The following is a 21,261-nucleotide window of genomic DNA, read 5'->3' as shown; positions in this document are numbered from 1 at the left end:
AGGGCCCGTTGCGCACACCGCGCAACGGGCCCTTTTTTTGGTTTCAGCCCCTCGCCACTGGTGCGAGGGGCTGAACCTGGCGCTTACGGCGTGAGCTGCTTGGCGCCCACAAACACCGTGCGTGCACGGGTGCCCGCCACCGAGAGCCCGGCGGCCAGGATGCGCAGGCCGATCACATTGCCGTTGGCATCAAACTGTGCCGATGCCGAGCCGGACTGGGGCGGGCCCGATGCCAGCTCGCAGGTGATGGGGCCGTTGGGGCTCTTGAGGTAGCCAAACGCTTCCACGCGGTACAGGTTCAGCCCGCTGCCCAGTTCGCCCAGCAGCTTGCCCGCCACCTCGCAGCCACTGGTGGTGAGGCCGGTGATCGCGCCATCGGCAAACACCTTCAGCGTCGTGGTGTCTCCACCAAAGCCGGTGCCCGCCATCTTGTAAGTGCCCACGATCATGGCCGTGGTGGCGACCTTGCCTGCAGGCAGTGCGTACAAGGGGTCGGGCGTCACGCTGAAGCGCGTGGGGAAGCCGCCCGGCTGCGTGGGGTAGCTGAAGCTGCCGCTGAACAGGCTGGCATTGCCAGAGCCATTGCTGCTTTGCAGCGTGCCATCGATCAGAACGGCCTCGTTGTAGGTGCCGGTGTTGCCCAGCAGGCGGTTGAAGAACACGCCGTCATTGGCGGTCACGAAGCGGTTGTTTGTGGCGTTGTTCTCGTAGCGGATCAGGCGGCCATACAGCGCGTTGTGGTCCAGGCTGCTGTTGGTATAGAAGAACAGGCCGCCATCGGGCAGCACGCTGCCCCACACCGTGGTGTCACCAATCACGCCCGTGGGCAGTGTGAACGAACCTTGCCAGTTGCCTGCGACCGACAGCGGCGTGGCCGACGGCGGCACGGGGGTGCGCGGGTCGGCAATGCCGTTGAGGGTGTAGGTGTTGTCGGTGCCCGTGGCATTGCGCGTGAAGGCCCAGATGCCGTTGGGCACACCGGCCGCGTCGAAGCGCAGCGCCGCAATGCCCGACTGCTGTGTGCCCGTGGCGCCACAGGAGGTGGTGTCGCCAGAGAGGTTGATGGTGAGCGAGTACAGGGGCGAGCCGGCCGCGCGCGGCGTGGCCGAGCCTGTGGCCAGGCAGCCGCCGATGCGACCCGAGAGCTGGCCCTGGGGCGTGACGGTGAGCACCCAGCCGCCGCCAAACAGGCCCGTGCCCCGGTAGGTGCCCTCGATCAGGCTGGCACTGGCGGTGTGGAAGTTGAGGCTGCTGTAGGCCAGCTTCAGCGGCACGGTGGCGCCCGAGGCGGCGGCCGTCTGCACCGGGTCGCTGTAGTTGCCGCTGATGGCATCGGTGCGGCCGATCTTGCCGCTGTTCGAGGCCGTGCCGCGCAAGGTCAGACCGGTGGCGAACTTGCCGTCCTGCACCGAGAAATACGTGACGCCGGTGGCCAGCACCGAGGTGACGCTCACGTTCAGGCGCCCATACAGCGCATCAAAACCCGCTGCACCCGGGGCCTCGCGGGCCAGGTAGAACTCGCCGCCAGTGCCCTGTGGGCCGGGGTCGATGTAGCCCACCACTTGGCGCTGCGCCGCGCCCGTGCCCACGGTGCCTTCCCACACACCGCCGGGGTACTGCTGCACGCCCGGGGCGGGGCCCACGTCTTCGCCATCGGACGAGCCCCCGCCGCAACTGGCAAGCAGCGCGGCACAGGCCAAGGGAAACCAGAAGTATTGACTACGCATGTTGGACAAGGACAGGGTCAGTAGGTGGTGAAAAGAAGAAGGCGCCAGCCCCCGCCAGGGCGGGGCCCGTGGCGCAAGCCTTGCACACTGCGTGCCCGCTGCCAACGGCACTGGGCCACAGCCCGCATGGGCGCAGGGGGGCGCTTGGCTGTATCGAATTGTGCCAGCAGTGGGTGGCGTGGCCTGGGCTGCAGCGTGCAGCCGGTGGCCCCACAGCCTGAGGGAATTGGGTTGCTATATATTTGATAGCTAAAAAATGAAATGGGTCGCGCGCAGAGGCCGATTTTCTTCATTTTTTCCTGGCCACACGCTAAAAAAGCCGGTGCCCATAGTGGGCTCCGGCTTCTTCTGCGTGTGCCCGGCGCGGGCGCTGCCGTGGCTTCAATCGTCGTTGGTCGCCAGGCTGATCAGGATGCGCAGCACATACCAGAGCATCAGCGCAATCGACGCAAACAGGTGCAGTGCGGCACCGGCGGGGCGGTCGGCGGGGTAGTCGTGGATGATGCGCGAGGTGTCGTACAGCACGCAGGCGCCTGCAAACAGCACCATGATCCCCGAGAACCAGATGCCCAGCTTGAAGCCGAAGATGGCGCCCGCGATGATGGTGCCCAGCGCCACCAGGCCAGCTACCTTGAGGACGCCGCCCAGGAAGGAGAAGTCCGTCTTGGTGCTGAACGCCGTCCAGGTGAGTGCACCCACCAGCAGCAGCGTGATGAAGCCCGCCGCACCAATGGCGCCGGGCGCCACCAGCTGGGCGATGCCGAACATGGGCGCGAAGATCAGGCCCTCTGCCAGCACATAGATGCCCAGGCCCATGAGCTGGGTCTGCGGGCTCTCGGCGTTGTCGGCCAGGTGGGAGGCCAGCCAGCCCACCAGCATGAAGGCGCCCATCACGCCCAGCCAGATGAACTTGTTGCCACTGGCCATCAGCATCTTGGCCGTGGTGTTGGAAAAGCCGCTCGCCATCAGCACGGCCGACAGTACGACAAAAGCCAGCATGGCCACGCCCAGGTGCTTGTAGGTCGAGACGATGAAGTCGCGGCGCTCCATGGGCGCGCCGGACGGGGTCTGCGGTGAAAGTGCGTTGGGGTTCATGGTGATGTCCTCCTTTGGATCTGCGTGTGCAAAAAACTCAGGAGGAGCGCCGCATGGGCGCCCCTCCCTCCCTCTCTTTGTTATGGAATGGTGCCGTCAGGCGGCGGCCAGCTGCTGGGCCTCATCGGCCGCGCGCAGCTTGCGGTTGGACCAGACACCGGCAGCGCCCACCAGCGTGAGCAGGATCGCCAGGATCCAGGTGCCCGCGCCGCTGAAGGACTGGGCCGACGACGTGGCCTCGGCCTGCAGGCGCTGCTTGGTGGTGTCGTAGCTGATGACGGTCGTGCCGCCTGCCGACACTTCGTAGACCAGGTCGTTGTCGCTGCTGTCCACCAGGGCCGTGACCTTCTCGTCGATCAGGTTGCCCACCAGCTGCTGCGGCGTGCTGTAGTCGATGCGCAGCTTGCGCACCTCGGCACCGGCGGTGTCGGGTTGCACGCTGATTTCGTAGTACTTCTTGGTGGCGCGGCGCTTGCGCTTGACGGTGACTTCGGAGGCCTGCGTCACAGTGCCCGACACGGTCTGCAGGCTTTCGCGCGCCACGTAGGCGTGGTCCCCGTCAGCCTTCCAGCCGCTGTACAGCGACAGCCCGATCAGGCCGGGCCCGGCCAACAGCAGCAGCCAGGCGTAGCCGGTGATGAAAATCAGAATCTTGCGGACGAATCCAGGCATGGCAACCCTCTCTCTCTTCAGTTGGAATATTGATTTTTGGTAACTGCTTGCCGCCGGGCTTTGCGCCTCTTTGCGAGCAAGGCCGCGATGATCTGCGAAATTTCCGTATCGGATGTAAGAAGTTGTTGGCCTGTCGCGGCGCTGCCGCACTGGACAAAATGGCGAAGCGGCGCGCCTGCGCCCCGTTGTAAAAGCAGGCTGGCGGCCAAGGGCGCGCGCGGATTTTGCGTGCCAGGCGAAGTGATTCTTGTTGCGAGTTGCTACGTTTTGAAGTGCAGCCCCCAAAGAAAAAGGCCCACACCTTGCGGGTGTGGGCCTCGGTTCGAGCCGTTGCTGGGCTGGCTTCAGAACGGAATGTCGTCGTCCATGTCGTCAAAGCCGGACGCCGCGCGCGGGGCCTGTGCCACGGGCGCGGGGGTGGGGCGTGGCACAGGCGCTGCCATGGGCCGGGGTGCGGGAGCGGCGCGGCGCGGAGCCTGGTCGTAACCGCCCTGGTCGCCACCGTAGCCATCGTCGTAGCCGCCGCCTTGCTGGCCACCACCACCCTGGCCGCCACCGCCCATGCCCTGGCGGCTGCCCAGCATCTGCATCTGGTCGGCGCGGATCTCGGTGCTGTACTTTTCAACGCCGCTCTGGTCAGTCCACTTGCGGGTGCGCAGGCTGCCTTCCACATACACCTGCGAGCCCTTGCGCAGGTACTGGCCGGCGATTTCGGCCAAGCGGCCATTGAAGACCACGCGGTGCCACTCGGTGGCTTCCTTCATTTCGCCGGACTGCTTGTCTTTCCACTTGTCGGTGGTGGCAATCGTCACGTTGGCCACCTGGTCGCCACTGGGGAAAGTGCGCATTTCGGGGTCGCGGCCCAGGTTGCCGACGATGATGACTTTGTTTACGGATGCCATGGTGCTGTCTTTGCCTTAAAAGGAGGAAAGCGCCGGATTTGGAGAGGGATTCCGGGCGCCAAACGCGCCATTGTGCCGCAACCGGGGGGCAGGGGAAGCCCCTGGGGCACGGCTGCTCCCCCGGGTCAGTGCCCGCCGCGCCCCACGGGGCGCAGGGGCCAGGTCAGCACCAGCCACAGGGCCGTGAGGGCGGCAGTGGCCGCAAACAACCCCGGGGCCCCGGCCCATTTCACCAGCGCGCCGCCCAGGGCGCCCCCTGCAAACAGGCCCAGCGACTGCAGGGTGTTGTAGGTGCCCAGCGCCGCGCCGCGCAACTGCGGCGGCGCCATGCGCGACACCAGGCTGGGCTGGCTGGCTTCCAGTGCATTGAAGCCGCAGAAGAACAGGAAGAGCAGTGGCCCCAGTACCCACAGCGTGGCGGGCCGTCCGCTGGCCGCCAGCAGCCCCAGCCCCGCCTGCACCACCAGCACCAGCGCAATCGCCCCCAGCAGGGCGGCGCGCAGGCGCCCGGCGCGCTCCAGCGCAAACAGGCCGCCCATGGCTCCAAACGACAACACCACCGCGGGCAGGTACACCTGCCAGTGCGCGTCCTTGGCCAGCCCCGCCTGCACCAGCAGGGCAGGCACGGCCACCCACATGGACAGCTGCACCGTGTGGAGCACAAACACGCCCAGGTTCAGGCGCAGCAGGTCGGGCTGGGTCCACACCTCGGCCAGCCGCCCCCGGGGGGCGTTCTGGTGCTGGGTGGGTTCCGGGGGTACCCACCACACCACCACCGCCACACCGGCCAGCGCCAGCGCGCAGGTGAGGCCAAACAGCCCGGCCAGCCCGACCTGGGCCGTGAGCACGGGCGCCAGCACCAGCGCCACGGCAAACATCAGGCCAATGCTGCCGCCCACCAGCGCCATGGCCTTGGTGCGCACGGCGTCGCGGGTCTGATCGGCCAGCAGGGCCGTCACGGCGGCCGACACGGCCCCCGCGCCCTGCAGCGCGCGGCCCACCAGCAGCCCGGTGAGCGAATCGGCCAGTGCGGCCAGCAGGCTGCCCGCCGCAAACACCAGCAGGCCCAGGACGATCACCCGCTTGCGGCCAAACCTGTCGGACGCGATGCCCAGCGGCAACTGCAGCACCGCCTGCGTGAGGCCATAGATGCCCATGGCCAGGCCCACCAGCGCCGGGTCGTCGCCCCCGGGGTACTTGCGGGCTTCGAGCGCAAACACGGGCAGCACCAGGAACAGACCCAGCATGCGCAGCGCAAAGATGAGGGCCAGGCTCACGCTGGAGCGGCGCTCCAGTGCGGTCATGGGGGTGGCAGGTGCAGAGGGCTGCGGGGCAGCTGCGGCTGGCAGGGAAGAAGAATCCGGCACGGTGTGCGCTATGGCCCAAAAAAGCAAAAGCGGGATTTTCGCCCATTGGCCCCCGGGCTGCTGACCGGAGCCGACCCGGCGGCCCGGGCTTTCAGCTTTTGTCCCGCCCCGGGGAGCGGTCCATCCACACCATCCTGGCCACCAGGGCGGCGAGCAGGCCCAGCGCCCAGGGGTTGTCGATGGGGGTGGGAATGTGGGAGCCGTCGTGGGATGTGGGGCTGCCGCTGGCGTGGGGCTTTGGCACCGGGGTGGCGCGGGGCTCCCTGGTCGCCGCACCACCTGGGGAAGTCAACAAGGCCACGGTGGTGCTTTCAGGCGGTGGTGGCGGGGCTTCGCCCCGGGCCCCTGCCGACAGGGCCACGCCCAAGGCCACCGCCGCTGCCCAGCCCCGGGGGCGGACGGGCGTGGTGTGGCGCGCAGAGCGTGATCGAGGCAGCGGGGCAATGGCGGGAGGCATGGCGGCAGGTCAGCGGAACAGGGCTGGACCGATGCTAGGGGCGCCCTCCGGCCGTGGCTTGCCTCTGTGTTTGCGTTTTGTTGACCTTGTGTCCCACGCGCCTTTGCGCCTCGGTGGGCGCGGAAGGAGGATCAGCAGGCAGTGGCGCCCGCCCCTTGCAGGCCCCGCACCCAGGCGGCGTACTCGGCAGAGCTGCCCTGCGCCGTGGGCAGGTGCGGCCCCCCGGCACCCGTGCCGCTGGGCGCCCGCACGTCCGAGGGCGCGATGCCGAACGCCGTGCGGAAGGCCCGGCTGAAATGCGCATTGCTGGCAAAGCCCACCCGGGCAGCCACCTCGGCCACGCGCAGGCGCTGGTTGGCCGGGTTGGCGAGCGCATGGTAGGCCGCCAGCAGCCGGCGCTGCTGCACATGGTGGGCCACCCCGCCCAGGGGTTCAAACAGGCGGTACAGCGCACTGCGCGAGAGGCCAAAGGCGTGGCACAGGGCGTCGGCACTCAGGTCGGCACCCAGGTGGCGGTGGATGTGCTGCTGGATCCGCTGCAGCGTCACGCCCTCAATGGCACCCTGGGCGCCTTGCAGCGTGCGGGCGCTGGGCCGCACGCAGGCCGCCAGCATCTGCACGCTGGCCCGCGCAACAGCGGGCGCATCGTCCTGCGCAATGCCGGGCAGACAGCGCTGCAGCGACAGCAGGTGGTCGCTCAGCAGGCCACCCAGGGCCGAGCCGCCGCGCAGCACCGTGCCGTGCAGGTCGGAGTCGCGCACCCCCAGGGCCTCGTGGAGCAGCTCGCGCGGCACGATCAGGGTCATCACATGCGAGGCGCGCGCAAAAGTGCGCAGGGTGCGGCCCAGGTCCAGGATGGCAATGTCGCCAGGGCGTACCTCGATGTCCGTGTCCCCGTCGCGCTGCCCCACAAAGCCGCCGGTGCGGTACCACTGCACCAGGTAATGGTCGAGCCCGTCGCGCACCACCCGGGGCTGCGCACGCAGGAACTGCTGCTCCGCAAAGTGCAGGTCGCCCACCAGCAAATGCCCCAGATGGGTGGCATGCACAGTGGCCTGGAACGCCGCAATACCTTGCGGCACGAGCGGCGCCACGTCAAACACCACCGAGATGCTCTGGCGCCAGGCCTCAAACCGTGCTTCTCCGGCCTGCTGGTCGGTGGTGAACAGGGTGGAGGGCAGGGGCTGGGGGGTGGTCATGGCGCGCCCATTATGTGGGGGCTGCGCGCAAAGGGCGGGTGACCTATCATGGTGGGTTTTCCTGCACCGAGCCCGCCCGTGACCCCTCCCCCCGTTGCCGACGACCGATCCGCCGATGGTGTGTACCTCGCCCGCGCCCTGCGCGAGCAGCGCATCAGTATCCGGGGGGCGCGCACGCACAACCTCAAGAACATCGACCTGGACATCCCGCGCAACCAGCTGGTGGTGATCACCGGGCTGTCGGGCTCGGGCAAGTCCAGCCTGGCGTTCGACACCTTGTATGCCGAGGGCCAGCGGCGCTATGTGGAAAGCCTGTCGGCCTATGCACGGCAGTTCCTGGGGCGGCTGGACAAGCCCGATGTGGACCTGATCGAGGGCCTGTCGCCCGCCATCAGCATCGAGCAGAAGGCGACCAGCCACAATCCGCGCTCCACCGTGGGCACGGTGACCGAGATTCACGACTACCTGCGCCTGTTGTACGCCCGCGCGGGCACGCCGTTCTGCCCCGACCACGGCCTGCCGCTGGCCGCGCAGACGGTGAGCCAGATGGTGGACGCCGTGCTGGCCCTGCCCGAGGACACCAAGCTCATGATCCTCTCCCCCGTGGCGCGTGAGAAGAAGGGCGAGTTCACCGAGCTGTTCACGCAGATGCAGGCGCTGGGCTACGTCCGCTTTCGCGTGGACGGCCAGATCTACGAACACGAGAGCCTGCCCGCACTCAAGAAGACCGAGAAGCACGACATTGACGTGGTGATCGACCGCGTGAAGGTGCGCGCCGACCTGCAGCAGCGCCTGGCCGAGAGCATCGAGGCCGCCCTGCGCGTGGGAGGCCACGACGGCAATGGCCGCGTGCTGGCGCTGGAGATGGACACGGGCCAGGAGCACCTGTTCAGCAGCAAATTTGCGTGCCCGGTGTGCAGCTATTCACTGGCCGAGCTGGAGCCGCGCCTGTTCTCCTTCAACTCGCCCATGGGCGCGTGCCCGGCCTGCGACGGCATTGGCCAGCGCGAGGTGTTTGATGCTGCGCGTGTGGTGGCCTTCCCCACGCTGAGCCTGGCCAGTGGTGCCATCAAGGGCTGGGACCGGCGCAACGGCTACTACTTTGCGATGCTGGAGAGCCTGGCGCGCCACTACGGCTTTGATGTGGAGGCGCCGTTCGAGTCGCTGCCCGCCACGGTGCAACACGCCATCCTGCACGGTTCGGGCGAGGACGAGATCGCGTTCAGCTACATCCTGGACAGCGGCGCCAACAAGGGCAAGGTCTACACCAAGAAGCACCCGTTTGAAGGCATCCTGCCCAACATGGCGCGCCGCTACCGCGAGACGGATTCGGTGGTGGTGCGCGAAGACCTGGCCCGCTACCGCAGCACCCAGCCCTGCCCCGAATGCCACGGCGTACGCCTGCGCCGCGAGGCCCGCCATGTGAAGGTGGGCGAAGGCTCACAGGCCCGCGCCATCTACGAAGTGAGCCACGCCACGCTGAGCGATGCCCATGCCTGGTTCAAGGCCCTGCAACTCACGGGCGCCAAGGCCGAGATTGCCGACAAGGTGGTGCGCGAGATCGCCACGCGCCTGCAGTTCTTGAACGACGTGGGCCTGAGCTACCTGAGCCTGGACCGCAGCGCCGAAACACTCTCGGGCGGCGAGGCGCAGCGCATCCGCCTGGCATCGCAAATCGGTTCGGGCCTGACGGGCGTGATGTACGTGCTCGACGAGCCCAGCATCGGCCTGCACCAGCGCGACAACGACCGCCTGATCGCCACGCTGCAGCACCTGCGCGACATCGGCAACAGCGTGATCGTGGTGGAACACGACGAAGACATGATGCGCGCCGCCGACCATGTGATCGACATGGGCCCCGGCGCGGGCGTGCACGGCGGGCGCGTGATGGCGCAGGGCACCTATGACGAGGTGCGTGGCAACGCGCAGTCGCTCACGGGTCAGTACCTCTCAGGCACGCGCACCATCGCCGTGCCCCAGCGCCGCACGCCCTGGCTGCCGGTGCTGGACCAGCCCGCGCCCGTGGTGGAAGCCAAGACCAAGTCGCGCTTTCCGCAGACCGAGGCCAGCAAGCGCCGCGCCGAGCGCATGGCCGAACACCATGCGCGCCAGGGCGCCGTGCAGGCGCTGCGTGTGGTGGGCGCCACGGGCAACAACCTCAAGGGCGTGACGGTGGACTTCCCCGTGGGGCTGCTCACCTGTGTGACGGGCGTCTCGGGCTCGGGCAAAAGCACCTTGGTCAACGACACGCTGTATGCCGCCGTGGCGCGGCAGATCCACCGCGCGCACGAGGAGCCGGCAGCGCACGAAGAGATCGTGGGCATCGAGTATTTCGACAAGGTCATCAATGTGGACCAGAGCCCCATTGGCCGCACGCCGCGCAGCAACCCCGCCACCTACACCGGTCTGTTCACCCCCATCCGCGAGCTGATGGCCGAGACCAACACCGCCAAGGAGCGCGGCTACGGCCCGGGGCGCTTCAGCTTCAACGTGTCGCAGTCTTCGGGCGGCGGCCGCTGCGAGGCCTGCCAGGGCGACGGCGTGGTGAAGGTGGAGATGCACTTTTTGCCCGACGTGTACGTGCCCTGCGACATCTGCCATGGCCAGCGCTACAACCGCGAGACGCTGGAAGTGCTGTGGAAGGGCAAGAACATTGCCCAGATCCTGGAGCTGACGGTGGAGGACGCTGCGGCCTACTTCAAGGACGTGCCATCAATAGCGCGCAAGCTGCAGACGCTGCTGGATGTGGGCCTCTCCTATATCCGCCTGGGCCAGGCCGCCACCACGCTCTCGGGCGGCGAGGCGCAGCGCGTGAAGCTGGCGCAGGAGCTGAGCAAACGCGACACGGGCCGCACGCTCTACATCCTGGACGAACCCACCACCGGCCTGCACTTTGCCGATATTGACCTGCTGCTGAAGGTGCTGCACCAGCTGCGCGACGCGGGCAACACCATCGTCATCATCGAGCACAACCTGGACGTGATCAAAACCGCCGACTGGCTCATCGACATGGGGCCCGAGGGCGGTGCGGGCGGCGGCACCGTGGTGGGCGTGGGCACACCCGAGGAGCTGGCGGCCAACCCGGCCAGCCACACGGGGCGGTACCTGGCGCCCTACCTGCAGTCAAAATCGCATTAAAAATGCCGTTTGCGCGCGATGGGTATGCCTTTTGAGCTATTAAAATAATAGTAACCGCGCAAACCCTCACGGCAGCCGCCGCGCCACCTCGGCATCCAGCGAGCCCATGAAGGCCTCCACGGCCCGGGTGTAGGGGCTCTCCAGCCCCAGCTGGGCGTTGATTTCGCCGTGGCTCAGGTCCTGCGGCAGCACCTCGGCGCGGCCGCCCAGGCCGTGCACGTGGCGGGCCAGGGCTTCGGCCTGGTGGCAGGGCTGGTCGGCGCGTTCGGTGGAGCACACCATCTGCACCGGCGGGGCGCCCGCCGTCCACTGGTGCCAGGGCGACAGCAACCGCCAGTAGGCCGGGTCGGCGCCAAACGCGTCGTCGTACAGCGGCATGTGAGGCGCGCGCATGGTGGTGGGCACATTCATCACCGCACTGTCGAGCACCACCGTGCCCAGCCAGGGCCAGGCGCCTTCGCGCAGGGCCTGCGGCGCGCGGGCATTGAGCAGCGCCACCAGGTGGGCGCCTGCCGAGTGGCCCATGAGGATGAAGCGGCTGGGGTCGGCGCCCCAGGTGGTGGCGCGCTGCTGCGCGGCCATCAGCGCGGCCTGCACGTCGCGCTCCTGCTGGTCCACGGGGGTGTCGGGCAAGAGCCGGTAGTTCACCGAGATCAGTACAAAACCCCGGGGCACCCAGCGCGCCACCTTCTCCTGCACCACGCGGCCCATGGCCTTGTCGCCGTAGCGCCAGCCGCCGCCGTGCACCATGAAGACCACGGGTGCGCGCACGGCGCTGGCGGTGGCGGACGAGGTCGTGGACGGGGCGGGCAGGTACACGTCCATGCGCTGGCGCGGGTCGCTGCCATAGGGCACGTCGGCAATGCGCTGCACGCCGGTGGGCAGGGCGGCGGCCTGTGCCTGGGCCTGCTTCTGGGCGATGAGTGCGCGCAGGCGCCCGCTCTGGGGCGCATCGGATGGCTGGGCCTGGGCGCAGGCTGTGGCGGCAAGGGCCAGGGCGGCTGTGGCGGCAAGGGCCAGGGCGGCTGTGGCGGCGAGGGAGGAGAAGGCGCGGCGGGCAGCGGGCATGGACAAAACTCCTGCAGGGGGTTGTGGTGGCGGCTCTGGGCCGATGCCTGCCACTGTCGCATCTGTGGATGTGCGAATCGTTGCAGCGTGGCGCCAAGTCATGACAAAGCATGACAAACGCGCGGGGGCTGTCACAGGCTGTCATCACCTGGGCCCTGGGGGGCGGGCGTGGCCCGGGTGGGGCGCGCCGTACCATCGGGCCTGCGCCCTGCCTGGCCCTCAACCTCCCCACCCATGACTGCCACCCTCGCCAAGATCCTGGTCGCCGACGACGAGCCCGAGCTGCGCGCGCTGCTGCAGCGCTACCTGAGCGACCAGGGCTACACCGTGCGCACGGTCGATGGTGCGGGCCCGCTCGATGTGCTGCTGCAGCGCGAGCGGTTCGATGTGCTGGTGCTCGACGTGATGATGCCGGGCGAGGACGGCCTGGCCATCTGCCGCCGCCTGCGTGCGCAGGGCGAGACCATTCCCATCCTCATGCTCACCGCGCGCGGCGACCCGGTGGACCGCATCGTGGGCCTGGAGATGGGCGCCGACGACTACCTGCCCAAGCCCTTCAACCCGCGCGAGCTGCTGGCCCGCATCCAGGCCATGGTGCGGCGCCAGCGCCTGCTGGGCGCGCACACCGGGCCGCAGGGCGTGTTGAGCCGCCTGGCATTTGGCGACTTTGTGCTGCTGCCTGCCGAGCGGCGGCTGGAGCGCCAGGGCGATGACATGCCCCTCACCACCGGTGAATTCGCCCTGCTGCTGGCCCTGGCGCAGAACCCCCACCGCCCCCTGGGCCGCGACCGGCTGCTGGCCCTGGCCTATGGGCCCGACCATGCCGCCACCGACCGCAGCATCGACGTGCAGATCATGCGATTGCGCAAGCTCATCGAGGCCGACCTGGCGCAGCCGCGCCACATCCGCACCGTGTGGGGGGTGGGCTATGTGTTTGTGCCCGATGGCGCTGCGCCGGGCGGGGGGGCGCAGCCATGACGGCCCCCGCTCCCCCTGCCCGCCGTTGGGGGCTCTGGCCGCGCAGCCTGCTGGGGCGCAACCTGCTGCTGATGGCCGCGCTCATCGTGCTGGGCCAGCTGGTGGCGGCCGTGCTGGTGCGGCAGATGATCTTTCAGCCGCGCGTGGCGCAGGTGGCCGATGGCGTGGCGCGCAATGTGGCCGCGCTGCGGGCGGGGCTGCAGGCGCTGCCCCCGGCGCAGCGGGCGGCGTTTGTCGAGGCGTTCAACCAGCAGGCCATGCGGTCGGCACCGCCCGTGGCAGCGGAAAGCGCTGCGCGGCGTGCGCTGTTGTCGCCCATGGAGCGGCAGTTTGTGCTGGCCGTGGCGCGCCGCCTGGGCCTTCATGATGCCGCCACCTCCCCCCAGCCCCTGTGGCGCCGCGACAGCACCGGCATGCTGGCCCTGCGTATGGAACACCCGGGGGCCGATGGCCCCGAGAGCTACTGGCTCAACCTGCCCAGCGTGTTCCCCACACGCACCTTCACCGGCGCCTGGCTGGTGGCCACACTGGCCAGCATGCTGCTGGCGCTGCTGGGTGCGTGGTGGCTTCAGCGCCATATCCACCGCCCGCTGGCGCAGGTGGTGGGGGCCGCGCGCCAGCTTGCGCAGGGCCAGACGCCCGCCGTGCTGCCCGAGGCCGGGCCGGAGGAAATCGCCACCGTGGCCCGAAGCTTCAACCACATGGCGCAGAGCCTGGCCGCCGCCGACCATGAGCGCGCGCTGATGCTGGCGGGCGTGTCGCACGACCTGCGCACCCCGCTGACCAAGCTGCGCTTGGGGGTGGAGATTGCCGGTGCGCAGGTCGATGCACCGCTGGCGGCCAGCATGGCGCGCAGCATCGACGAGATGGACGGCATCGTGGGCCAGTTCCTGCAGTTCGCGCGCAGCGGCGAGGCCGAGGCACCCACCACCGCATCCCTCAACGACCTGGCCCAGGCCGTGGCCGAGGCGCAGGCCGACCATGGCCGCGCGCTGGTGCTGGAGCTGGCGGCACAGCACCATTTACCCGACGTACCCGTGCGTCCCCAGGCCCTGCGCCGCGCGCTGGACAATCTGGTGGAAAACGCTTGGCGCCACGGCCTGCCGCCCGTGGTGCTGCGCACCGGGGCGGGTGCCGACAGCGTGTGGCTGGAGGTGCAGGATCAGGGCACCGGCATCGGCGCCGACGACATCGACCGCATGCGCCAGCCCTTTGCACGCGGTGGCGGCGCGGCGCGCACCGGCCCGCCGGGTGCGGGCCTGGGCCTGGCCATCGTGGAGCGTGTGGCGCGCAGCCACGGCGGGTGGCTGGAGCTGCGCAGCGCGCCCGGCGCGGGGCTGCGGGCGCGGCTGGTGTTGCCGGCTCAAGCAAAAATGGCCGCTACCGCCTGATGAGCATGCCTTTATTGCTATCAAATAGATAGCTATTGACGGCTATGGCGTGGCGCGCCCGCCCAGCTTGCGGTACAGCGTCTGGCGGCTGATGCCCAGCTGGCGCGCCGCCTGCGACATGTTGCCGCGCGCGGCCTGCAGGGCCTGGTCGATGGCGGTGCGGGAGAGTTGCCGCAGGTTCAGTGGCACCGGGCTGGCTGCGGGTTCGTTCTGTGCGGGGGCCGGGGCTGCCGTGAGTGCCTGCACCAGGTCGTCGGGCATGTGCTCCCATCCCAGGGTGTCTTCGCCCTCGGCCAGCATGGCGCAGGCGGTGCGCAGCACGTTGGCCAGCTGGCGCAGGTTGCCGGGCCAGGCATAGGTGGCCAGGCGGGCCAGCAGGTCGGGCGCCATTTGCACCTCAAAACCCAGGCCCTGTTCCGTCGCCAGGTCGGCCAGCAGGCGCTGGGCCAGTGCCACGAAGTCACTGCGCTCGCGCAGCGCGGGCAGCTGCACGGTGAGGCCGTTGATGCGGTAGTACAGGTCTTGCCGAAAGCGCCCCAACTCGGCCGCCTGCAGCAGCTGCTGGTGTGTGGCGCAGACCAGTGCAAAGTCCACCGGCACGGCCTTGCTGGCGCCCACGGGCGTCACGCTGCGCTCCTGCAGCACGCGCAGCAGGCGGGTTTGCAGGGCCAGGGGCATGTCGCCGATTTCGTCGAGGAACAGTGTGCCGCCCTGGGCCTCACGCAGGCGGCCCAGGTGGCCTTCCTTGCGCGCGCCGGTGAAGGCACCCGCCACATGGCCGAAGAGTTCGGATTCGATCAGGTGTTCGGGAATCGCCGCGCAGTTGATGGCCACAAACGGCGCATCGCGGCGCGGGCCGCTGGCGTGCAGGGCGCGGGCAAACACCTCCTTGCCCACGCCCGACTCGCCCTGCACCAGCACCGCAATCGGCTTGCCCACCACGCGGCGCGCCTTGTCGGCGGCGGCACGCCAGCGCGTGTCGCCAGTGTCGAGCTGGGCCAGTGCATCCTGCGCAGGCACCGCAGCGGCGCTGGCCCGGGCCGGGGCGGCCACCCACGCGGCGGCATCCACCTGCACCTGGGCAAACAGCAGGGCCCCGCCCAGCACACGCACCGCCTGGGGCTGCTGGGGGCGGCGCTTGTGGTGCGAGAGCAGGTCATCCAGCCGCACCTGCAGCACCCGCTCCAGCAAGGTGGCGCCCACGTCGCCCGCACGCAGGCCCAGCTGGGCCAGGGCCATGCGGTTGGCGCCCACGATCCAGCCATCGCCCGACACCGCCACGATGCCCTCGGCCACGCTGCCAATGCCCTCGGGCGCGCTGTGCAGGTGCAGACGGATGTTGCGTTTGCAGGTGGCCGCCAGCAGGCGGTTTTCGATCATGCGCGCTGCCGTGCTCACCAGGCCCAGGGTGTGGGCGTGGCCGTTGCGGTAGTCGCCCGAGATGTCGAGGATGCCCAGCAGGTCGCCCGTGGCCGAGAGGATGGGCGAGGCCGCGCAGGTCAGAAAGCCGTTGCGCTCCAGGTAATGCTCGCCGCCATGCACCTCCACCGCGCAGCCCTCGGCCAGGGCCGTGCCGATGGCGTTGGTGCCCCGGTGGTCCTCGTGCCACGAGGCCCCGCTGGTCAGCGCCACGCGCTCGGCCTTGTCCACAAAGTGCGGGTCGCCCAGCGTGTGCATGAGCATGCCGCGCCGGTCGGCCAGCACCACCACGCTCTGGCTGTGGCGCACCTGCTCGAACAGGTACTCCATCACCGGCCGCGAATGCGCGAGCAGCTCGGGGTTGCTGGCCAGCACCTGGCGCAGCGTGCCGCTGCTGGGGTGGTCGATGCCCTGGGGCCGCCCAGTGGGCACCAGGCCGGCCGCCAGGCTCCGCGACCAGGAGCGCGCCAGGCGCTCGTCCACCAGGCCGCTGGGGCACTGGCCGGAGTCCAGCAAATGCTGGCGGGCCTGTCGCAGGGCGACGGGGGAGGTGTTGGGGCGCACGCTTTGTCTCCGTGCGGGCTCAGGGTGGCCCGCTTGTGGTGTGTGGGCCAGTATGGCGGGGCCCAAGGCGCAGGGCAAGGGTGTGGGCGCAAGGTGGGCGCCAACTGTTCCATTTCGTGACAGGTGTCGCGGCCCGGCACAGCGCCGGGTTGTCCGCTGCAACAGGTGGGCGCCATGTCTGGTCAAAAAAGCCAATGAAATCAAAGGCCCGCGTCCCGGCACGCGCTGGCATGTGTTTTGAGTAGGGGGTTGGCATCGGACGGGCCTTCAGCGTCCGCCCGATGCACACAACCACCGCAGGAGACAAACACCATGACCGTGTACGCAGCCCCCGGCGCCCCAGGCGCCAAGATCACCTACAAGCCCCAGTACGACAACTTCATCGGCGGCAAATTCGTGCCACCCGTGAAGGGCCAGTACTTTGACGTCATCACGCCCGTGAGCGGCAAGGTCTATACCCGCGCCGCCCGCTCCACTGCCGAAGACATCGAACTGGCACTCGACGCCGCCCACGCCGCTGCCGACAGCTGGGGCAAGACCGACGCCGCGACACGCGCCAACCTTCTGCTCAAGATCGCCAACCGCATCGAAGAGAACCTGGAGCGCCTGGCCTATGCCGAGACGGTGGACAACGGCAAGGCGATCCGCGAAACGCTGAACGCCGACATCCCGCTCACCGTGGACCACTTCCGCTACTTTGCGGGCTGCCTGCGCGCGCAGGAAGGCGGCATCAGCGAGATCGACGAGAACACCATGGCGTACCACATCCATGAGCCGCTGGGCGTGGTGGGCCAGATCATTCCATGGAACTTCCCCATCCTGATGGCCGCGTGGAAGCTGGCCCCGGCGCTGGGCGCGGGCAACTGCGTGGTGCTCAAGCCTGCAGAGTCCACGCCCATCTCCATCCTCATCCTGGTGGAGCTGATTGCCGACCTGCTGCCGCCCGGCGTGCTCAACATCGTCAACGGTTTTGGCCGCGAGGCGGGCATGCCGCTGGCGCAGAGCAAGCGCATTGCCAAGATCGCGTTCACCGGCTCCACCAGCACCGGCCGCGTGATTGCGCAGGCCGCCGCCAACAACCTCATCCCCGCCACGCTGGAGCTGGGCGGCAAGAGCCCCAACATCTTCTTCGCCGATGTGATGGACAAGGACGATGCCTTCCTCGACAAGGCCATCGAAGGCCTGGTGCTGTTTGCATTCAACCAGGGCGAGGTCTGCACCTGCCCGAGCCGCGCGCTGATCCAGGAAAGCATCTACGACCAATTCATGGAGCGTGTCTTGAAGCGCGTGGCCGCCATCAAGCACCAGAACCCGCTGGACACCGACAGCATGATGGGCGCGCAGGCCAGCAAGGAGCAGCTCACCAAGATCCTGAGCTACCTGGACCTGGGCAAGCAGGAAGGCGCCGAGGTGCTGGCCGGCGGCGGCCAGGCCCACCTGGGCGGTGACCTGGAAGGTGGCTACTACGTGCAGCCCACGCTGTTCAAGGGCCACAACAAGATGCGCATCTTCCAGGAAGAGATCTTTGGCCCCGTGCTGGCCGTGACCACCTTCAAAGACGAGGCCGAGGCCCTGGCGATTGCCAACGACACACTGTATGGCCTGGGCGCTGGCGTGTGGTGCCGCAACGGCAACGTGGCCTACCGCATGGGCCGCGCGATCAAGGCCGGCCGTGTGTGGACCAACTGCTACCACGCGTACCCCGCGCATGCGGCGTTTGGTGGCTACAAGGAGTCGGGCATCGGGCGTGAGACGCACAAGATGATGCTGGACCACTACCAGCAAACGAAAAATCTGCTGGTTTCGTATTCGGAAAACAAGCTCGGATTCTTCTGATGCAGGTCTGCGCATGTTGAGAGCCCCGAACCGTTCGGGCTGAGCCTGTCGAAGCCCTGCGCAGCGCTTCGACAGGCTCAGCGTGAACGGGCGGGATGATTGAGACAGGAAGGCAAAGGGGGCTGGCGACAGATCCCCTTTTTGCCTTCTGCCGAGACAAGGAAACATCCCATGGTCCAAAAAGTCATCGCCACCCCCGCCGCGCTGGAGTTGGTGGCCTTCCTGCAATCCAAACACGGCCCCGACCTGATGTTCCACCAGTCGGGTGGCTGCTGCGACAACAGCGCAGCCAATTGTTACCTGCCGGGTGAAATCACCATGGGCACGGGCGACGTGTACCTGGGTGACATTGGCGGCTGCCCGTTCTACATCGGGCGCGCGCAGTACGAGACCTGGAAACACACGCAGCTCATCATCGACGTGATTGAGGGCACGGGCGGCACGTTCTCGCTCGAAGGGCCCGAGGGCAAGGCCTTCCACACCCGCTCGCGCGTGTTCACGGCGGCGGAGCTGGATGCGCTGGGCATCGCCCCGCCTGGGGCCTGAAAAATTCAAGCCAAAATGGCCGCTTGCGCGCGACCAGTATGTCTCGGTAGCTATTGAAGTCGTAGCATTCCGGTGCCACCGCTGCTGCCGGTACTGCCATCGCCCCCCAGGCGGAACACCGACACCACCTGCACCAGGTCCTCGGCCTGGTTCTGCAGGCTGCTGGCGGCAGCGGCCATTTCTTCCACCAAAGCCGCGTTTTGCTGCGTGACCTGGTCCATCTGCGTCACGGCCTCGCCCACCTGGGCCACACCCAGGGACTGTTCGTGGCTGGCTGCGCTGATCTCGCCCACGATGTCGGTCACGCGGCGGATGGACGCCACCACCTCGGTCATGGTGCTGCCGGCGCGGTCCACCAGGGCCGTGCCCTGCTCCACGCGTTCCACGCTGGCGCTGATCAGGGTCTTGATCTCGCGCGCGGCCTCGGCACTGCGCCCGGCCAGGCTGCGCACCTCGCTGGCCACCACCGCAAAGCCCCGGCCCTGCTCACCGGCGCGGGCAGCTTCCACCGCAGCGTTCAGCGCGAGGATGTTGGTCTGGAAGGCGATGGAATCGATCACACCGATGATGTCGGAGATCTTTTGCGACGCGGCGTTGATGCCCTGCATGGTGTTCACCACCTGCGCCACCACCTCGCCGCCCTGCGTGGCCACGGTGCTGGCACTCGCGGCCAGCTGGCTGGCCTGTTGGGCGCTGTCGGCGTTCTGGCGCACGGTGGCGTTGAGCTGTTCCATCGAGGCGGCGGTTTCTTCGAGCGCGCTGGCCTGGCTTTCGGTGCGGGCCGAGAGGTCGGTATTGCCCTGCGCAATCTGCACGCTGGCCGTGGCCACGCTCTCCGACCCGCTGCGCACCTGGCGCACCACCTGCGTGAGCTGGCTGCGCATCTGCTGCAGCGCCTGCAGCAGCTGGCCCACCTCGTTGGTGCCATGGGGGATGGGTGCTCCGCTCAGGTCACCCTGCGCCACGGCGCGCGACAGCGCCACGGCCTGCGACAGCGGCCCGGTCATGGAGCGCACAAATACCAGGGCCATGGCGCTGGTTGCCGACAGCGTGAGCACCAGGGCCAGCGCCACCCCCAGCAGGTTGCGCTGCAGCCCGGCCACACGCGCCTGCAGGGCCTGGTCCAGGCTGGCCATGGACAGGTTGTTGAGCGCGTTCAGCGCCTCGATGGTGCGGGTGAAGGCGTCGAAATAGTCCTTGGACGCGAGCTGCAACTCGGTGGCGTTGATCACGTCGCGCTCAGCCATCTGCAGCGACTGCTGGATCTGGCCCTGCACCGTCTGCACGCTGCTGCCCAGTGCGCGCTGCAGGTCGGGGTTGCCCTGCAGGGCGCGGTCCAGGCCGCGGAAGGTGTCGGCCTGCAGCTCGGCCACGCGCTGCTGCAGCACCAGCAGCTGGCCCTTGCCCTGGGGCGTCAGTTCGCGCTTGCCCAAAGCGCTGGCGCCCTGGGCGCGCAGCATGCCCAGCTTTTCGCCCAGCATGGGCGCCTGCATCAGCGAGGCCTGGATCAGCGCGTTCGTGTCGGCTTCGGGGTCGATCTGTAGGCCATAGGCGTGCACCAGGGCTTCGTTGAGCTGCAGCAGGCTGGCAATCAGCTGCGTGTGCTGCGCCGTGCTCTGCGCCTGCTCGATGCTGCGCGCGCCCACGGCCTGCTCCAGCGTGCGCCAGGTCTGCTGGGCTTGGGTCCAGGTGGCCAGTTGGGCGGCGGGCACCTGGGCGGCGGCAAAGCGGGTGCTGACATCGGACAGCGCGGCATTCACTGCGTCGCGTGCGGCGGGGCGGCGTGCGGCCAGGGACTCATCGCCCCCTAGCATGCTCACCGACAAACCCCGGTGCACCTGCATGTGCTGCACCAGCCGCGTGAGGGCCTGGGCGGGTGGCACGCCACGTGTCTCCTGGCGCGCGTGGCCGATGGCGTGCAGCGAATCGCTCACAGTGAGGTAGGTGGGCATGGCGCTCATCGTGAGTCCCAGCGTTCCAAGGATCAGGAATTTTTCGAGCAGGTTCAACCGGTGCAGAAGTGACATGGCAGTGGGCGCACGGTCAGGCCGCGCGGCAATAGAAAAACCTCAGCGGGAGGGGCGTCAGCACCCGCCGAAGGGGTGCTTCCCTTCAGAACCTGTTTAAGGTCTCTTCAGGGATTGCACTCCAATCCTTCCGGCAAAGCACTCGTGTGACCCCGAAAAGACCTAAAACAGGCTCTCAGGCCGCGTGGCGTGTAACGCAATGTAGGTTTCTGCGTGCGGCAGGGTTTTGATGGAAGTCAATCTCAAACCATGTCGGGTCCACTTGGCGGTTCGCACGCGATGGTGTGGCTGGGGAATAATTCCAGGTCAACTTGTCTTCGAGAGCACCGGCATGCAGTCCGTCACCCTCCGATTTCTGGCCCCGCAAGGCGCCCAGCCCCAGGCGGGCCGCGTGGCGGGCGGCACCGTGTTGCGCTGGGTGGACGAGGCCGGGTTTGCCTGTGCCAGCGCCTGGGCCCGTGGCGCCTGTGTCACCGAGTTTGTGGGCGGCGCCCACTTTGTGCGGCCCATTCGCCCGGGGGATCTGGTGGAGGTGCATGCGCGCCTGGCCTACACCACCGACTCCAGCATGTGCCTGGCCGTGGAGGTGCGCAGCGGCGGCGTGCAGGGCGCGCCGCTGGAGGATGTGGCGCACTGCGTGGTGGCCTACACCGCCGTGGACGCGCAGGAGGTGCCCCGCCCGGTGGACGCCTGGAGCCCCGACACCCCGGGCGACATTGCGCTGGCCCAGCGGGTCAAGGCCCACATCGACGCGGCGCGTGCCGCGCAGTGAGCGCTGTGGCAGCGGCGAGGCACTTTTCGTTGATCAAAAAAGGGCCTATGCGCGCTATGGGCATGCCTTTTAAGCTATTAATACAATAGCATTCGAGGCGCCG

At 68.4% G+C, this 21,261-nt stretch carries 16 protein-coding genes; 6 read left to right on the top strand and 10 right to left on the bottom strand.

The window, feature by feature from the left end; all coding sequences use genetic code 11:
* Nucleotides 1-83 precede the first annotated feature (83 nt).
* The 7 genes from ACYZGB_RS01210 to ACYZGB_RS01180 form a co-directional block, all read right to left on the bottom strand.
* Nucleotides 84-1,727 carry a hypothetical protein gene (locus ACYZGB_RS01210; protein WP_462386612.1) on the bottom strand — a complete coding sequence of 548 codons (1,644 nt, stop codon included), beginning with the start codon at nucleotides 1,725-1,727 and terminating at the stop codon, nucleotides 84-86.
* Between the two features lie 381 nt (nucleotides 1,728-2,108).
* Nucleotides 2,109-2,822, bottom strand: coding sequence for a Bax inhibitor-1/YccA family protein (locus ACYZGB_RS01205; protein WP_462386354.1), 714 nt, complete (start codon nucleotides 2,820-2,822; stop codon nucleotides 2,109-2,111).
* 96 nt (nucleotides 2,823-2,918) lie between these two features.
* Nucleotides 2,919-3,494, bottom strand: a complete 576-nt coding sequence (locus ACYZGB_RS01200) for a hypothetical protein (RefSeq protein ID WP_462386352.1) — start codon at nucleotides 3,492-3,494, stop codon at nucleotides 2,919-2,921.
* Nucleotides 3,495-3,838: 344 nt separating this feature from the next.
* Nucleotides 3,839-4,396, bottom strand: a complete 558-nt coding sequence (gene ssb / locus ACYZGB_RS01195) for a single-stranded DNA-binding protein (RefSeq protein WP_462386351.1) — start codon at nucleotides 4,394-4,396, stop codon at nucleotides 3,839-3,841.
* A 125-nt stretch (nucleotides 4,397-4,521) separates the two neighbouring features.
* On the bottom strand, nucleotides 4,522-5,700 hold the full coding sequence (locus tag ACYZGB_RS01190) for an MFS transporter (protein WP_462386350.1): 1,179 nt from the start codon (nucleotides 5,698-5,700) through the stop codon (nucleotides 4,522-4,524).
* 154 nt (nucleotides 5,701-5,854) lie between these two features.
* A complete protein-coding gene (locus ACYZGB_RS01185) occupies nucleotides 5,855-6,220 on the bottom strand; it encodes a hypothetical protein (protein ID WP_462386349.1) in 366 nt (121 codons plus the stop codon).
* A 131-nt stretch (nucleotides 6,221-6,351) separates the two neighbouring features.
* Nucleotides 6,352-7,419 carry a helix-turn-helix domain-containing protein gene (locus ACYZGB_RS01180; RefSeq protein WP_462386347.1) on the bottom strand — a complete coding sequence of 356 codons (1,068 nt, stop codon included), beginning with the start codon at nucleotides 7,417-7,419 and terminating at the stop codon, nucleotides 6,352-6,354.
* Nucleotides 7,420-7,467: 48 nt separating this feature from the next.
* On the opposite strand from ACYZGB_RS01180, the gene uvrA reads away from it, so the two are divergent.
* A complete protein-coding gene (gene uvrA, locus ACYZGB_RS01175) occupies nucleotides 7,468-10,557 on the top strand; it encodes an excinuclease ABC subunit UvrA (protein ID WP_462386346.1) in 3,090 nt (1,029 codons plus the stop codon).
* 66 nt (nucleotides 10,558-10,623) lie between these two features.
* On the opposite strand, the gene ACYZGB_RS01170 is transcribed toward uvrA, so the two are convergent.
* On the bottom strand, nucleotides 10,624-11,625 hold the full coding sequence (locus ACYZGB_RS01170; protein ID WP_462386344.1) for an alpha/beta hydrolase: 1,002 nt from the start codon (nucleotides 11,623-11,625) through the stop codon (nucleotides 10,624-10,626).
* A 234-nt stretch (nucleotides 11,626-11,859) separates the two neighbouring features.
* Between ACYZGB_RS01170 and ompR the strand changes: the two genes are divergently transcribed.
* Together ompR and ACYZGB_RS01160 are read left to right on the top strand one after the other, a co-directional pair.
* Entirely contained in the window at nucleotides 11,860-12,603 is a 744-nt protein-coding gene (ompR, locus tag ACYZGB_RS01165) for an osmolarity response regulator transcription factor OmpR (RefSeq protein ID WP_462386343.1), read from the top strand.
* Nucleotides 12,600-13,994: an ATP-binding protein gene (locus ACYZGB_RS01160; RefSeq protein ID WP_462386342.1), complete on the top strand. Its 1,395-nt coding sequence runs from the start codon at nucleotides 12,600-12,602 to the stop codon at nucleotides 13,992-13,994. Before ompR ends, ACYZGB_RS01160 begins: the two co-directional genes overlap by 4 nt.
* Nucleotides 13,995-14,036: 42 nt before the next feature.
* On the opposite strand, the gene ACYZGB_RS01155 is transcribed toward ACYZGB_RS01160, so the two are convergent.
* Nucleotides 14,037-15,977: a sigma-54-dependent Fis family transcriptional regulator gene (locus ACYZGB_RS01155; RefSeq protein ID WP_462386340.1), complete on the bottom strand. Its 1,941-nt coding sequence runs from the start codon at nucleotides 15,975-15,977 to the stop codon at nucleotides 14,037-14,039.
* A 312-nt stretch (nucleotides 15,978-16,289) separates the two neighbouring features.
* Between ACYZGB_RS01155 and exaC the strand changes: the two genes are divergently transcribed.
* On the top strand, nucleotides 16,290-17,813 hold the full coding sequence (gene exaC, locus ACYZGB_RS01150) for an acetaldehyde dehydrogenase ExaC (RefSeq protein WP_462386339.1): 1,524 nt from the start codon (nucleotides 16,290-16,292) through the stop codon (nucleotides 17,811-17,813).
* 171 nt (nucleotides 17,814-17,984) lie between these two features.
* On the top strand, nucleotides 17,985-18,359 hold the full coding sequence (locus tag ACYZGB_RS01145) for a DUF779 domain-containing protein (protein WP_462386337.1): 375 nt from the start codon (nucleotides 17,985-17,987) through the stop codon (nucleotides 18,357-18,359).
* 50 nt (nucleotides 18,360-18,409) lie between these two features.
* Here ACYZGB_RS01145 and ACYZGB_RS01140 read toward each other — a convergent pair whose 3' ends face one another.
* A complete protein-coding gene (locus ACYZGB_RS01140) occupies nucleotides 18,410-20,386 on the bottom strand; it encodes a methyl-accepting chemotaxis protein (RefSeq protein ID WP_462386336.1) in 1,977 nt (658 codons plus the stop codon).
* 331 nt (nucleotides 20,387-20,717) lie between these two features.
* On the opposite strand from ACYZGB_RS01140, the gene ACYZGB_RS01135 reads away from it, so the two are divergent.
* A complete protein-coding gene (locus ACYZGB_RS01135; protein ID WP_462386334.1) occupies nucleotides 20,718-21,158 on the top strand; it encodes an acyl-CoA thioesterase in 441 nt (146 codons plus the stop codon).
* Nucleotides 21,159-21,261 lie beyond the last annotated feature (103 nt).

Source organism: Acidovorax sp. Q11, from assembly GCF_054950075.1.
The sequence above is the reverse complement of the archived record's forward strand: the minus strand, read 5'-3'. Positions and strand labels throughout refer to the sequence as shown.